Origin of the sequence: Mesorhizobium sp. NZP2234 (genome assembly GCF_013170765.1) — a bacterium.
Lineage (GTDB): Bacteria > Pseudomonadota > Alphaproteobacteria > Rhizobiales > Rhizobiaceae > Mesorhizobium > Mesorhizobium loti_D.
On the sequence record NZ_CP033364.1, the window covers coordinates 1,213,272 to 1,227,320 of the forward strand.

Consider the following 14,049-nt stretch of genomic DNA (forward strand, 5'->3'; position numbering starts at 1 on the left):
CCCTCTTTTTTGCTGCGGCGCACGCGGATTCGCCACCGACGCTCTTGCTTTTTCCGAGGCCATCCTCATATTCCAAACCTGAGACTATCCTCATATATACCGCTGACGGCAACCGCGCCAGCATCCTTGGACCTTGCCACCATGAATACCGCCGCAGACAGCCGCCCGCAGAGCCACAAATGGATGGTCCTGAGCAATACCACGCTCGGCATGCTGGCCGCCGCCATCAATGGCTCGATCCTGCTGATCAGCCTGCCGGCGGTGTTCCGCGGCATCGGCCTCAAGGCGCTCGATCCCGGCAATATCAATTATCTGCTCTGGGCGATCATCGGCTACATGATCGCCACAGCGGTGCTGGTCGTGGCCTTCGGCCGGCTCGGCGACCAGTTCGGCCGGGCGAAAATGTACAATCTCGGTTTTGCCGTCTTCACCGCCGCCTCGATCGCGCTCGGCCTGTTGCCGGGACAAGGCGATTTCGCAGCGATATACCTGATATCCGTGCGCATCATCCAGGGCATTGGCGGCGCGCTGATCATGGCCAACTCCACTGCGCTGCTCACCGATGCCTTTCCGGAAAACGAGCGCGGTTTCGCGCTCGGCATCAATGTCGTGGCGGCGATTGGCGGCCAGTTTGTCGGACTTTTGATCGGCGGCCTGCTTGCCGACACCGACTGGCGTCTGGTGTTCTGGATCAACGTGCCGTTCGGCCTCGTCGGCACGGTCTGGGCGTATCTCAAGCTGCACGATGCGCCGAACCGCTCCACCCACACGATCGACTGGCTCGGCAATATCAGCTTCGGCCTCGGCCTCGTGCTCATCCTCACCGCCATCACCTACGGGCTGCAGCCCTATGGCGACCAGGTGATGGCGTGGACCAGCCCGAAGGTGTTGATCCTGTTTGCGGTCGGCTTCGCCTCGCTGATCGCCTTCGTCTTCATCGAGCAGCGCGTCGCCAAGCCGATGCTCGACCTCAAACTGTTCCGCATCCCCGGCTTCGCCTATGGCAACATAGCCAATCTCGCCTCGGGCATAGCACGCGGCGGGTTGCAATTCATGCTCATCGTCTGGCTGCAAGGCATCTGGCTGCCGCTGCATGGCTATTCCTTCGAGGAGACGCCGCTGTGGTCGGCGATCTTCATGCTGCCGCTGACGGTCGGCTTCCTCATCGCCGGTCCTGTATCGGGCTATTTCTCCGACCGGGTCGGCGGCGTGCCCTTCGCTGTTGGCGGCATGGTCGTGGGCGCCGCGAGCTTCGTGGCGCTGATGGCGCTGCCGGCCGATTTCTCCTACACGGTTTTCGCCGCGCTGCTGTTCCTCAACGGCCTCGGCTCCGGCCTGTTCGTGGCGCCGAACTCGACGCAGATCATGAATTCGGTGCCGGCGCGCGAACGCGGCCAGGCCTCCGGCATGCGCGCCACCACCACCAATGCCGGCCAGGTGCTGTCGATCGGCCTGTTCTTCAGCCTGATGATCGTCGGCCTCGCCGCCAGCCTGCCGCAGAGCATGGAGGCCGGCCTGCTGGCGCAGCACGTGCCTGAAGCGGTCGCTCACCAGATCGCCAACATGCCGCCGGTCGCCAGCCTGTTCGCAGCCTTCCTCGGCTACAACCCGATGGGCGAACTGATCCCGGCCAATGTACTGCACGCGCTGCCGCAGCAAAGCATCGACACGCTGACCGGCCATGTCTTCTTCCCTGAGTTGATGTCGGGGCCGTTCAAGCATGGCTTGGTCTTCGCCTTCACCTTCTCGGCCATTCTCTACCTTGTGGCGGCGTTCGCCTCCTGGCGCGGCGGACGCACCATCGATACCGCGATGCCGGAGATGCTGGCGGCGGAGGGTGCCGGCCGGCGCTGATCCACACGGTAAACACTGTGCCAGGCAGGCATCTGGTTCCCATCCGCGCCATAGCCCTGTAAATCCCGATCGCGGCCATGCCGCTCACCATTGCTGGGAGGTTTGTGTGTCCGATTTCGTGAAGGTCAGCCGGGACGGCGACGTTGCCATCGTCATCATCGACAATCCGCCGGTCAACGCGCTGAGTTTTCATGTCCGCGATCCGCTGATGCACGCGCTGGTTTCCTTGCGCGGTGATGTTTCGGTCGCGGCCATCGTGATTGCCTGCGCCGGACGAACCTTCGTTGCCGGCGCCGACATCACGGAATTCGGCAAGCCGGTGCAACAACCCGATCTGCGCGCCCTTATCGTCACGCTTGAGACCATCGCCAAGCCGACGGTCGCCGCCATCCACGGCACCGCGCTCGGCGGCGGCCTGGAGCTGGCGCTTGGCTGCCATTTCCGCGTTGCCGATGCCGGCGCCAGGCTCGGCCTTCCCGAGGTGAAGCTTGGGCTATTGCCGGGCGGCGGCGGCACTGTACGGCTGCCGCGCCTCGTCGGCGGGGTGAAGGCGCTGAGGATGATCGTTTCCGGCACGCCGATCGGTGCGGCCGAGGCGCATGCCGCCGGTCTCGTGGACGCCGTTTTCGAGGGCGATCTGACCACGCATGCCGTGAACTTTGCCCGCGAAATCGCCCGCAAGGGTGGCCCCTTCACGCCGGTGCGTGATCGCGACGACGGGCTCAAGGAAACCGACCTCAGGGCTTTCGATGCCGAGGCCGCCGACCTCGCCAGGAAAGCGCGCGGGCTGGAAGCGCCGATCGCGTGTGCGCAAGCGGTGCGCAACGCCGTCACGCTGCCCTTCGACGAGGCGCTGGCGGCGGAGCGCGCACTGTTCGTGACGCTTGTCGGCAGCGACCAGTCGCGCGCCCAGCGTCATCTGTTCTTCGCCGAACGCGAGGCGGCAAAGCTTCCCGGCAAGGACACGCCCAAGCGCAGGATCGCACGGATCGGCGTCATCGGCGCCGGCACGATGGGCGGCGGCATCGCCATGGCCTTCGCCAATGGCGGCTATCCCGTGACCTTGCTGGAAACCAGCGGGGAGGCGTTGCAACGCGGGCTGGGCACGATCGAGAAGAACTATGCGGTCTCCGTTTCGCGCGGTTCCCTGACCGAGGACGCCAAGCGGCAGCGGCTCGCCCAGTTCAAGGGCTCCACCGATCATGCCGATCTCGCCGAGTGCGACCTGATCATCGAGGCGGTGTTCGAGGACATGGCGGTCAAGAAGGAGGTTTTCGGAAAGCTGGATGCCGTCGCCAAGCCGGGCGCGATCCTTGCCACCAACACTTCCTATCTCGACATCGATGAAATCGCCGGCTCGATCTCGCGGCCGCAGGATGTGCTCGGCCTGCATTTCTTTTCGCCGGCCAATGTCATGAAACTGCTGGAGATCGTGCGCGCCGAAAAGACCGCGCCGGATGCGCTGGCGACGGTGGTCGACCTCGCGCGGCGGATCGGCAAGGTAGCGGTCGTCGTCGGCGTCTGCCACGGCTTCGTCGGCAACCGCATGCTGGCCGCGCGCGGCTCGGAATCGGAAGCGCTGCTTCTGGAGGGCGCGACACCCAGCCAGATCGACAAGGCCTTCACCGATTTCGGCTGGCCGATGGGGCCGTTCCAGATGGGCGATCTCGCCGGCCTCGACATTGGCTGGCGCAACCGCAAGGCACGCGGCCTGACGGCCGTGATCGCCGACACGCTGTGCGAGCAGGGGCGCTTCGGCCAGAAGACCGGCCGTGGTTTCTACCTTTACGAGGCCGGCGCCCGGGCAGGCGTTCCCGATCCCGAGGTGGAGGCGCTGATCCGCCACAAGGCGGCCGAGCGGGGCATCGAACCGCGCGCGATCGGCGCCGAGGAGATCATCGAGCGCACGCTCTATCCCATGATCAACGAGGGGGCGAAGATCCTCGAGGAAAAAATCGCGGCCCGCGCCTCGGACATCGACGTCGTCTGGGTCAATGGCTACGGCTTTCCCATCGGCAAGGGTGGCCCGATGTTCTGGGCCGGCCTCGAAGGCGGAGCCAGGATCGTCGAACGGCTCGAGCATTGGTTCCGGCAGACCGGCAAGGATGTGTTCAAGCCGGCCCCGCTGCTGAAGCGGATGGCCGAGACCGGCTCCTGGGAGACCGACGCGACGGCCTGACCAGATGCCGAGCGTTATGGCGGTTATCGAATCCGCGCGTCGATGATCTCGACGAAGCGGGCGAAGAGGCCGGCCTGCGACTTGATCTTGAGCTTGCGGTAGATGTTGCGGCGGTGGACCTTCACGGTTCCCGGCACGATCCGCATGGCTCTGGCGATCGATTCCGTCGAGTGGCCCTGCAGCACCAGGTCGACCACATGCTTTTCGCGCGGCGTCAGCGACAGGCTCTTCCAGATATGGGCACGGTCGAACTCGTTGACCGCGGCGATCGGCTGATCTTGCCTGGCTTCAGCCGGCTCGTCGATGGGAAGGGTAGGCCAGCGCAGCCGGATGAAGCTGATCACGGCCGGCGCCATATCGCGCAGCAGCCTGGCGTCGGCGGTGCCGAACGGGCCTGAAGCGCGCAGCCGCATCAGCGACAGCACCAGCGCGTCCTTGCCGGGCAGCGGCACGAAGAAGCCGACCTCCTCGGCCAGCCTGGTCTGGCTGTAGTAGGAGCGAAAGTACTCGCTGGCGTAGAAGCGGTCCGGCGCCAGTTCGCGCATGCGCCAGAACCCCTCCTTGCGCTCGACCGCGGCGTGGTGGAACGGATCGAGCAGATAGGGCCCTTCCTGGTAGAGCGCGACGAAGACATGGCTTTCCGCCGGCGAGAAGGTTTCGAACAGCAATGGCGGGCGCGAGGCGCCGCGATAGCCGAAGACCACGCAGTGGTCGAAGCTGACATGCTGGCGCAGCCAATCGACCATCGCCTTGCCGAACAGGTCGCCGCTCGTCTCCCGCGTCGCCGCGACAAGGGCGGCGAGCCGGCTGTATTCGTCGCTGCGGGACGCACCCAATACCTACCCCTCTAAACGCGAAAATAGATCAGATATACCACCTGCGAGGTATATACTAGTCGCCATTGGCTCTGGTAGCGTTCGGAAATAGCCCTGTCGCTGGAGCCCGCAGCCTTTGACCGCAGTGCCCGACATCGAGTTTCGCGGCGTCACCAAGCGCTATGGCGCGGTGACCGCGGTCAGCGGCATCGATCTGTCTGTCCCGCCCTCCGCCTTCGTCGCCCTGCTCGGGCCGTCCGGCTGCGGCAAGACAACGTGCCTGCGCATGATCGGCGGCTTCGAACAGCCGAGCGAAGGCCAGGTGTTCATCCGCGGCCAGGACATGGCCGGCACGCCGCCCTATCGGCGGCCGGTCAACATGGTGTTCCAGCAATACGCGCTGTTTCCGCACCTGGATGTCGAGGACAACGTCGCCTACGGGCTGCGCCAGGCACGGCCGCGGCTGTCGTCGCGCGAGATTGGCCAGCGGTCCGGCGAAGCGCTCGAAATGGTGCGGCTTGCCGGCTATGGCGGCCGCAAGATCCACGAACTGTCGGGCGGCCAGCAGCAGCGTGTCGCGCTGGCGCGCGCGCTGGTCAACAAGCCGGCGGTGCTGTTGCTCGACGAGCCGCTGGCCGCGCTCGACAAGAAGCTGCGCACCGACATGCAGATCGAGCTGCAGAACCTGCAACGCGAGATCGGCATCACCTTCGTGCTTGTCACCCACGACCAGGAGGAAGCGCTGTCGATGAGCGACTTCGTCTGCGTCATGAATGGCGGGCGCATCGTCCAGCTCGGCCAGCCGAGCGAGATCTACGACGAGCCGGCCGATCTGTTCGTCGCCGATTTCGTCGGCAAGACCAATCTGTTGAGCGGCAAGGTCACCGGGCATTCGGGCGATCTGGTTGACGTGGCGCTGGCCGACGGCACCGTCATTGCGGCGCGCAAGCGGACCGCCTTGCGGCAAGGCGAGACCGTTTCGGTCAGCCTGCGCCCGGAATCACTCAGCCTCGGCGCTCCGCAAAGCGGTCCGCTCATGGGCATCGTGCGCAACCGCATCTTCCTGGGCTCGACCGCGGAATACGCCATCGAGGTCCAGGGCATCGGAACGCTGCTGGCCAAGGCCGACCATCTGATCGGACAAGGCAATCTCTTCAAGCCGGGCGAACCCGTCGCCATCGGCTATGCCGCCGGAACGCCGCTGGCGTTTCCGGAAACCAAGAACAACGGGACCAACCAGAGGGTAAACCAAAATGTCGAAATCATATCGTGACGGACTGCCGATAAGCCCTGAAAAATTCGTCGACCAACTGATGCGCCTCAAGCGCGGCTCGATCGGCCGCCGCGACTTCCTGGGCCTTACCGGCCTCGGCATTGCGACGGCGGTGATGGCGCGTGAGATCGGCATCATGCCAACGCCGGCTTTTGCCGCCGAAAACCTGGGCGACCGCATGTCGATCGCCACCTGGCCCAACTACCATGATCCGCAGACCTTCGAGAACTTCAAGAAGGACACCGGCGTCGCCGTCGAGGTCAACGTGTTCGGCTCCAATGAGGAGATGCTGGCCAAGCTGCAGGCCGGCGCCTCGGGCTGGAGCCTGTTCGTGCCGACCAATTACACGATCTCGACCTACAAGAAGCTCGGCATCATCGAGCCGCTCGACATGGCGAAGCTGCCGAATTTCGACGGCACGCAGGAAGACCCGCGCTTCACCTCGGAGGGCACGATCGACAAGGTGATCTACGCCGTGCCGAAGAACTGGGGCACGACAGGCTTCGCCGTCAACACCAAGAAGCTGACCAAGCCGATGACGAGCTGGAAGGAGTTCTGGGACACGGCCATGGCCGAGGGCGACGGCCGCACCATGGTGCACGACTACCAGCTGACGACGATCGGCAATGCGCTGAAGTACTTTGGCTACTCCTTCAACTCGCTCAAGCAGGACGAACTTGCCAAGGCCGAGGAACTGCTGCTGAAGGTCAAGCCGCATCTGTTCGCGGTCTCCTCCGACTACCAGCCGGGCATGCGCGCGGGCGACGCGTGGATGACGATGTGCTGGACCAATGACGGCGCGCAGCTGCATCGCGACATTCCCGAGATCGCCTATGTGCTGGGCAAGGAGGGCGGCGAAATCTGGACCGACTTCTACGCCATCCCGAAGGACGCGCCGAACAAGCCGGCCGGCTATGCACTGCTCAACTACCTGATGAACCCGCAGGTCGCGGTGAAGGAGCACCTTGCCAACGGCGCGCCCTCGACCGACGCCCGCGTCAACAAGCTGCTGCCCAAGGAAGTGCTCGACAATCCGATCCTCTATCCGGCGGCCGACCTGTTGACGCCGCTGGAGTTCGGCGCAGCGGCAACGCTGACCGATCCGGGCCGCGCCGAGCTGATGGCGCGCTTCAAGTCGGCCTGAGCGCCGGCCTGACGCGGACAATTGACCGGCGGGCGCACGCCCGTCGGTATCGGGGCGGTTTCAAATGCACGGCAACAGATTTCGTCACAATTTCCTGACCGCCTTGCTGCTTGCTCCGGCAACGGCGTGGCTGGTGGTGTTCCTGGTGCTGCCGTTCATCGCGATCGCCGTTTTCAGCGTCGGCGAGCGGGCACCGGAAGGCGGCTATCAGGCGGCCTTCACCTTCGCGCAATATGCCAACCTTCCGGCGCGGGCGACGGCCTTCTGGAACACGATGGTGCTGGCGCCGGTGGGCGCGCTGGCCTGTCTGCTCGTCGCCTACCCGGTCGCCTACTACCTCGCCTTGCGGGCACCGCAGCGCTGGCGGCTGATCCTGCTCGCGCTCGTCGTCATTCCGTTCTGGACCAGCCTTCTGATGCGGACCTATGCCTGGATGTACATTCTGGGCGGACGCGGCATCCCGGCGCTGCTCGCCTTTGTCGGCATCGAGGATGTCAGGCTGATCAACACGCCGGGCGCCGTGCTGCTCGGTATCGTCTACGGCTACCTGCCGCTGATGATCCTGCCGATCTATGTCAGCCTCGAGCGGCTCGACCGTAGGCTCTTGGAAGCATCCGCCGATCTCGGCGCGACGCCGCTGTCTACCTTCCTCGGCGTGACCCTGAAACTTTCGCTGCCGGGCGTGATGACCGGCTTCTCGCTGGTGATGATCCTGCTGCTCGGCGAATACCTGATCCCGACGCTGCTTGGTGGCGGCAAGGTTTTCTTCATCGGCAATGCGCTGGTCGACCTGTTCCTGCAGTCGCGCAACTGGCCGTTCGGATCGGCCATCGCCATCACGCTGGTGCTGGTTTCGGTTGTGGTGCTGATCGTGGCCAACCGCATCTCGACCCGCGTCTCGGGCGCCCGCCGCGTGGACCTGATCTGATGCGCGCCTTCGTCATTGCCGTCTTCGGTTTCCTCTATCTGCCGATCGCGCTGGTCGTGCTGTTCTCCTTCAATGCCGGCCGCCATGCCAGCGAGTTCACCGGCTTCTCGGTGCAGTGGTACGGCACGGCGCTGTCGAACCCGTTCCTGGTCGAAGCGCTGAAGAACAGCCTGTTCATCGCCACCACCAGTGCCCTCTTGGCAGCGGTGTTCGGCACCGCGGCGGCGCTTGGCCTCGCGCGTGTCGGAATCAGAACCCGGGCCGTCTTCGACGCGCTGCTGGGCGCCGCGATCGTGGTTCCCGGCGTTGTCATCGGCATCTCGACGCTGGTCGCGCTCGTCCAGCTGTTTGCTGTCGTCAATCCGTTCCTCGCTTCGATCTGGCCTGACGATCAGCCGCCTCGCCTGTCGCTCGGCTATGGTTCGATCATCGCCGCGCATGGCCTGTTCTCGATGGCGCTGGTGACGATGATCGTCGGCACGCGGCTCGGCAGTCTCGACCGCAATCTCGTGGAGGCGTCGAGCGATCTCTACGCGACGCCGCTGACGACATTCCGCTCGATCGTGCTGCCGCAGATCATGCCGGCGGTGGTCGCCGGCTTCCTGCTCGCCTTCACCTTTTCCTTCGACGATTTCATCATCGCCTTCTTCGTCGCGGGCGCGCAGACGACGCTGCCGATCTATGTGTTCGCCTCGATCCGGCGCGGCGTGACGCCGGAAATCAACGCCATCGCGACGATCGTGCTCGTCGCTTCCGTCCTGCTCGTGGTTCTTGCCCAGTGGCAGTTGCGCCAGCGCAAGCCATCCAACTGAAAGCCGCATCATGATCCTCAAAGACCGCATCGCCGTGGTGACAGGCGCCGGCTCCGGCATCGGCCGCGCCGGCGCCATGATCATGGCCAGGGAAGGCGCAATGGTCGTCATCGCCGACAGGGACCAGGCCGGCGGCGAGGCGACAGCTTCGGATATCCGCGCGGTGGGCGGCGGTGCCGAGGCTATCGCCACCGACGTTTCGGATGACGCCGCTGTCGAAAAGCTCCTTGCCGGCACGCTGCAAAAGCATGGTCGCATCGACATCCTGCACAATCACGCCGGCATCCAGGTCGGCGGCACGCTGACCGAGGTCGGGACCGACGGCATGGATGCCTCGTGGCGGGTCAATGTGCGGGCGCAATTCCTGGCCGCGAGGATCGTCATGCCGTCGATGATCGCGCAAGGCGGCGGCGTCATCCTCAACACCGCCTCGAATTCGGGTGTCTTCTACGACCGCGAGATGATCGCCTACGCGACATCGAAGCATGCCGTGGTGGCGATGACGCGGCAAATGTCGCTCGACTATGCTCGGCACAATGTGCGGGTCAACGCGCTCTGCCCGGGCTGGGTCGACACGCCGTTCAACGAGCCGTTCATCGCCCAGATGGGCGGACGCGAGGCGATCGAAACCTATGTCCGCACCAAGATCCCGATGGGCCGCTGGGCGAGTGCGGAAGAGATAGCGGAGGCGATCCTGTTCCTCGTCTCCGACCGCTCATCCTTCATGACCGGCCAGGCGCTGGTGATCGATGGCGGCGAGAGCATCGGCTGATCCCTGATTTCGCGCAATCCCCAGGGAAAGCGCCAAGCGCTTTTCCCGGGAAAACCGCTACACACCTTTCCTGGAATTGCTCCCAGCTGTTTCCGCCGTTAGCCAGTCCGCGAAGGTCGTCATCGCCTGCGAGTTCTGTCGCCTGCGCCTTGCCGACAGCCAGTAGCGGCCGACATCGACCGTGCTGTCGAAGGGCTGCACCAGCTGGCCGCAACCAAACTCGCGGCTGAACATCGAGACCGGCAGCAGCGCCACGCCGGCGCCCTGGACGGCGGCGTTGGCCATGGTGACGGAGGAATCGAAGACGATGCCCTTGATCGGTGGGCAATGGCGGCCCGCCGCCTCGAACCAGCGCAGCCACTCGTCTTCCCGGTAGGAGCAGAGCAGCGTCTCGCGGGCGAGATCGGAGGGGTCGCGCAGGCGCGCGGCTATGTCGGGCGCGCAAGCAGGCGAGAACGAGCCCGACATCAGTGGCGTGTTGTCCGTCCCTTGCCAGGAGCCGTCGCCGAAACGGATGGCGAAGTCGAGGCCGTCGGCGGCGAGGTTGACCCGGTTGTTGTTGGTCGAGATGCGCAGTTCGATGTCCGGATAGGCCTGGTGGAACAGTGGCAGTCGTGGGATCAGCCAGCCCGAGGCGAAGGTGCCGACGACGCCGACCGTGACGATGTCGTGGAAGCGGCCGCCCTCGAAACGGTCGAGCGTGATGCTGATCCTGTTGAAGGCGTCGCTCAGCACCGGCAGCAAGGCTTCGCCTTCATCGCTTAAAGTCAGCCCGTGCGGCAGCCGGCGGAAGAGCCTGACGCCAAGCACCTCTTCAAGGCCCTTGACCTGATGGCTGATGGCGGCCTGGGTGACGCGCAGTTCGAGGCCTGCGCCGGTGAAGCTGCGATGCCGTGCGGCGGCCTCGAAGGCGCGCAAGCCGTTCAGAGGAAGATGCGATCGCTTCATCGGGTGCAGCCCTAGTTTTTCTTATGGCGGAGGCGACGTTTACTCGTTTGCGATGGCGTCGGATCCGGTTCAGTTTCTGCGGCGCGGGGCAACAGAGAGTGTGGACATGACGAGCAGACGCAGTTTCATTGGTGGTCTCGCAGTGGTTTTGACGGCCCCCATCACGCTTGGCGCGGCGGCGAAGGCGGCAACAAGCCCGACAAAATTTGATGGGGTCTTGCCGAAAATAAGGCGGATCGAAGCGAAAAGCGGTGGCCGGCTTGGTGTTGCCTGCCGGATCGCGGGGAAGGGGGTTCAGTTCGGTTATCGCGAGAACGAGTTGTTTCCGATGTGCAGCACCTTCAAGACGCTTGCCGCGGCGTTCATCCTGCATCGCGTCGACGGCGGCATCGAACAACTCGACCGCAGCATGGAGGTGCCGCACAACGCCGTTGTCGCGAACTCGCCAACGACCAAGAACCATGCCGGCGGCGCAATGACGGTGGCGCAGCTTTGCGAGGCCGCGGTGACGGTCAGTGACAATGGCGCCGCCAATCTGCTGCTGGCCTCCTTTGGCGGACCGCCGCAACTGACCGCCTATCTGCGCTCGATCGGCGACACGGTGACCAGGCTCGACCGTATCGAGCCGGAGCTGAACGAATCCGTTCCGGGCGACCCCCGCGATACGACCTCGCCGCTGGCCATGATCGAGGATTACGAGCGCCTCGCTCTCGGCGACAGCCTGTCGCAAAAGAGCCGGGCGCAGCTCGTCGACTGGCTCGTCGCCAACAAGACCGGCGACGACCGCATCAGGGCAGGACTGCCGAAACGCTGGAAATGCGGCGACAAGACCGGCACCGGCGAGCATGGTAGCACCAATGACGCGGCGGTCATCTGGCCGACGTCAGGCAATCCGGTTCTGATGTCGGTCTACCTGACCGGCACCAGGCAGAGCCTGGCCAAGCGCAATGCGACGATCGCCTCGGTCTCGCGCGCCTTGGGGGAAGCAATCGAGGCATGAGTCGTCGGAGCGGCGCGGCGGTGCCGCGTCGCCTTTCTCACACATGCTTGCGGCCGCCGGTCTCGCGGAACCAGCTGTCCGGGTAGGGATACCACCATTCCTGGATCGCCGGCTTGTGGTCGATGATGACCATCTTGGAACGGCGGAAGGCGTCGAGGCCCTGGCGGCCGAGTTCACGGCCGAGGCCGGACGCCTTCCACCCGCCGAAGGGCAAGGCGTCATTGTCGATCAGCGGGTTGTTGACCCAGACCATGCCGGCTTCGAGCCGCTCGGCCGCCTCATGCGCCTCGGCGAGGTCCGTCGTGAACACCGAGGCGCCGAGCCCGAACGGGCTGTCATTGGCGAGCCGGATCGCCTCGTCGAAATCCTTCACCCGGCAGATGGCGGCGACCGGCCCGAAACATTCCTCGCGCACGATCGCCATATCCGGGGTGACGCCGGTCAGGATCGTCGGTTCGTAGAACCAGCCGGTGTTGTGCGCCGGCGGGACGCGCCCGCCCGTGACGGCTTTCGCTCCGTGCGCGACGGCGTCATCGACCAGCCTCATCACCTTGGCCCGCGCACTTTCGCTGACCAGCGGCCCGATCTCGGTCTTGTCCATGCCGTTACCGATGCGCAGCGCGCGCGTCCTCTCGGCGAACAGGTCGACAAAGCGGTCATGCACGGCGTCGACGACGAAGAAGCGCTCGGCCGAGGTGCAGACCTGGCCGGTGAGGTGGAAGGCGGCGGTGACGCTGCCGGCCGCCGCGACCTCGAGCGGGGCATGTTCGCTGATGATCAGCGGATCGCTGCCGCCGGCCTCGATGATGCAAGGCTTCATGCGCTCGGCGCAAGCCACCGCCACCACCTTGCCGGCGGCGACCGAGCCGGTGAAGGCGACCGCATGGGTGCGTTCGGAAGTGATCAGCGCCTGCGCGGTGGCCGCGCCGCCCGGCAGGCAGGAGACCAGCCCTTCAGGCAACGAGCGGAATACGGCCATGTAGTCCAGCGTCGACAGCGTCGTCGCCTCGGCCGGCTTAATGACGCAGGCATTGCCAGCGGCAAGCGAGGCGGCCACCGTCCAGCACATCAGCAGGATCGGAAAATTGTAGGGCATGATGTGGACAGAGACGCCATAGGGTTCGTAGCGCGCATACTGGAAGGAACCGGCCTGCGTCGTGCCGGCGACCTTGCCGGCATCGTCGCGCGCCATCTCGGCATAGTAGCGGAAGATCGGCGCGCAATTGGCGATCTCGCCGATGGCTTCGGGATAGGGCTTGCCCATCTCGCGCACCATCAGTTCGGCGCAGCGCGTGAAGTCCGCCGCCTCAATGGCGTTGGCGACGGCATGGAGGTGTTTCGCCCGGCTCTTGGCGTCGAGCTTCTTCCAGGCGACCTGCGCTGTCGTCGCGGCGGTCAGCACGGCGTTGATTTCGTCGTCGCCGGCAGCCGCGATGGCGCCGACCGTTTCAAGCGTGGCCGGATCGATCACCGGTCTTATCGCGCCGGCCATCGGCCGGTAGTCCGGATTGACGAAGAAGGTCGGCCGGTCAGGGGAGAAATGCATTTGTGTCCTTCTCCACGCATGGAGCCTGTTTTGAGGATTCGCCCGGCCGAGGCTCAGCGGATCATGTAGACCTTCTTGATAGTCTCATGGACGGTGCAGACGCCCTTCCAGTCCTGCGGAAAGAAGGCCGCCGTGTCCGGTTCGATTTCGATCACCTCGCCGGATTCATGCACATAGGTGCAGCGGCCTTCGAGGAAGTGGCAGAACTCGTCGCGGGTGACGTGGCAGTGCCATTTGCCGGGGGTGCAGACCCACAGGCCGCACTCGGAGCGGCCTTCGGGCCCTTTGTGCAGCAATTTACCCGAGGTGTGGGATTGCCCCTCGATCATGGTCGGGATGATGCCCCAGTCGACGAGGTCGGTGATGGCCAAGGGGGATTGCATGATGGGAGTGGTCATATCGATTCCTTGAAATGGGCTCACCGGCACATGAAGGCCTTGGTCAGCGTTTGCGTGATGATGGAGATGCCGGTCCAGCCGGCGGGGAAGAACACGAGCGTGCCGGCCTCCACCGGAATCTCTTCGCCGTTCTCGTGGACATAGCTGCCGTGACCCGACAGGAAGTGGCAGAACTCGTCGGCGGCGAAGGTGACCTTGCGGGTGCCCGGCGTGCAGGACCACAAGCCGCATTCGCTCGATCCGTCCGGATTCCGCGACAGGATCTTGCCGGAGGCGCGCGGCGCGCCGGCAAGCGTGTTGCTGCCCGCCCCCCAATCCTCCAGTTCCACGATCGAGGCCTTCGGCCAATGCGGTGTCGGCATGTCATGCTCCTATGAAGT

13 protein-coding genes are annotated in these 14,049 nt (G+C 65.0%); 8 read left to right on the forward strand and 5 right to left on the reverse strand.

Translation table 11 applies throughout. The features are described from left to right. Nucleotides 1-141: 141 nt before the first annotated feature. Complete coding sequence (locus EB230_RS05875) at nt 142-1,854, forward strand: MFS transporter (protein WP_056574812.1); 1,713 nt, start codon at nt 142-144, stop codon at nt 1,852-1,854. Between the two features lie 106 nt (nt 1,855-1,960). Then, nucleotides 1,961-4,033, forward strand: a complete 2,073-nt coding sequence (locus EB230_RS05880; RefSeq protein WP_172371801.1) for a 3-hydroxyacyl-CoA dehydrogenase NAD-binding domain-containing protein — start codon at nt 1,961-1,963, stop codon at nt 4,031-4,033. Nucleotides 4,034-4,056: 23 nt separating this feature from the next. On the opposite strand, the gene EB230_RS05885 is transcribed toward EB230_RS05880, so the two are convergent. After that, nucleotides 4,057-4,869 carry a LuxR C-terminal-related transcriptional regulator gene (locus EB230_RS05885; RefSeq protein ID WP_056574818.1) on the reverse strand — a complete coding sequence of 271 codons (813 nt, stop codon included), beginning with the start codon at nt 4,867-4,869 and terminating at the stop codon, nt 4,057-4,059. A 115-nt stretch (nt 4,870-4,984) separates the two neighbouring features. Between EB230_RS05885 and EB230_RS05890 the strand changes: the two genes are divergently transcribed. The 5 genes from EB230_RS05890 to EB230_RS05910 all read left to right on the forward strand — a co-directional run bounded on the left by EB230_RS05890 (nt 4,985) and on the right by EB230_RS05910 (nt 9,777). Further along, nucleotides 4,985-6,121 carry an ABC transporter ATP-binding protein gene (locus EB230_RS05890; RefSeq protein WP_065005489.1) on the forward strand — a complete coding sequence of 379 codons (1,137 nt, stop codon included), beginning with the start codon at nt 4,985-4,987 and terminating at the stop codon, nt 6,119-6,121. Then, nucleotides 6,102-7,265, forward strand: coding sequence for a spermidine/putrescine ABC transporter substrate-binding protein (locus tag EB230_RS05895; RefSeq protein ID WP_172371802.1), 1,164 nt, complete (start codon nt 6,102-6,104; stop codon nt 7,263-7,265). Before EB230_RS05890 ends, EB230_RS05895 begins: the two co-directional genes overlap by 20 nt. 64 nt (nt 7,266-7,329) lie before the next feature. Beyond that, nucleotides 7,330-8,193, forward strand: a complete 864-nt coding sequence (locus EB230_RS05900) for an ABC transporter permease (RefSeq protein ID WP_056574830.1) — start codon at nt 7,330-7,332, stop codon at nt 8,191-8,193. After that, nucleotides 8,193-9,005, forward strand: a complete 813-nt coding sequence (locus EB230_RS05905) for an ABC transporter permease (RefSeq protein WP_172371803.1) — start codon at nt 8,193-8,195, stop codon at nt 9,003-9,005. Before EB230_RS05900 ends, EB230_RS05905 begins: the two co-directional genes overlap by 1 nt. Nucleotides 9,006-9,015: 10 nt before the next feature. Then, a complete protein-coding gene (locus EB230_RS05910) occupies nt 9,016-9,777 on the forward strand; it encodes a glucose 1-dehydrogenase (protein ID WP_056574835.1) in 762 nt (253 codons plus the stop codon). Nucleotides 9,778-9,834: 57 nt separating this feature from the next. Here the strand turns inward: EB230_RS05910 and EB230_RS05915 are convergent, their stop codons facing one another. Then, nucleotides 9,835-10,725: a LysR family transcriptional regulator gene (locus EB230_RS05915; RefSeq protein ID WP_172371804.1), complete on the reverse strand. Its 891-nt coding sequence runs from the start codon at nt 10,723-10,725 to the stop codon at nt 9,835-9,837. Nucleotides 10,726-10,831: 106 nt separating this feature from the next. On the opposite strand from EB230_RS05915, the gene bla reads away from it, so the two are divergent. Beyond that, nucleotides 10,832-11,725 (forward strand): class A beta-lactamase, encoded by an 894-nt coding sequence (bla, locus tag EB230_RS05920; RefSeq protein ID WP_172371805.1) that lies wholly within the window; start codon nt 10,832-10,834, stop codon nt 11,723-11,725. 37 nt (nt 11,726-11,762) lie between these two features. Here bla and EB230_RS05925 read toward each other — a convergent pair whose 3' ends face one another. Genes EB230_RS05925 through EB230_RS05935 form a run of 3 tightly spaced genes read right to left on the reverse strand, consistent with a single transcriptional unit; the run spans nt 11,763 to nt 14,031 of the window. Further along, nucleotides 11,763-13,271 (reverse strand): aldehyde dehydrogenase family protein, encoded by a 1,509-nt coding sequence (locus tag EB230_RS05925; protein WP_172371806.1) that lies wholly within the window; start codon nt 13,269-13,271, stop codon nt 11,763-11,765. A 53-nt stretch (nt 13,272-13,324) separates the two neighbouring features. Then, nucleotides 13,325-13,669, reverse strand: coding sequence for a cupin domain-containing protein (locus EB230_RS05930; protein WP_172371807.1), 345 nt, complete (start codon nt 13,667-13,669; stop codon nt 13,325-13,327). A gap of 20 nt (nt 13,670-13,689) precedes the next feature. Further along, nucleotides 13,690-14,031, reverse strand: coding sequence for a cupin domain-containing protein (locus tag EB230_RS05935; RefSeq protein ID WP_172371808.1), 342 nt, complete (start codon nt 14,029-14,031; stop codon nt 13,690-13,692). Nucleotides 14,032-14,049 lie beyond the last annotated feature (18 nt).